We start from the raw sequence: 230 nt of genomic DNA, 5'->3' as shown, positions 1-230 counted from the left end.
ATGCGCCTCCGGCTGACCCCGGCGAGGCCCTGACCCTCCAGAGCGATGATGTCATCGGCGAGCCCATCGCTCAGGAAGACCCGCTTGCCCAGGCGCTGTTGGCCAGTGATGACGAACCTGCCGCAGGCGCCGAGCCTGCGCTTCTGGCCGAGCCCGCGCCTCTGGCAACGGCGGCGCTCATCGCGCCGGAAAGCTTTGCTACCCTGCGCATCGAGGCGGAAGACCTCACG

The 230-nt window shown here is 69.1% G+C and carries 1 protein-coding gene; it reads left to right on the top strand.

Annotated features, from left to right (window positions below):
• Window positions 1–230, top strand: a 230-nt coding sequence (locus SB689_RS24375) for a hypothetical protein (RefSeq protein ID WP_410694588.1), incomplete at both ends; no start/stop codon positions are given.

The organism is Chryseobacterium sp. SIMBA_038 (assembly GCF_046535115.1).
Taxonomy (GTDB): Bacteria; Bacteroidota; Bacteroidia; order Flavobacteriales; family Weeksellaceae; genus Chryseobacterium.
The sequence above is the reverse complement of the archived record's forward strand: the minus strand, read 5'-3'. Positions and strand labels throughout refer to the sequence as shown.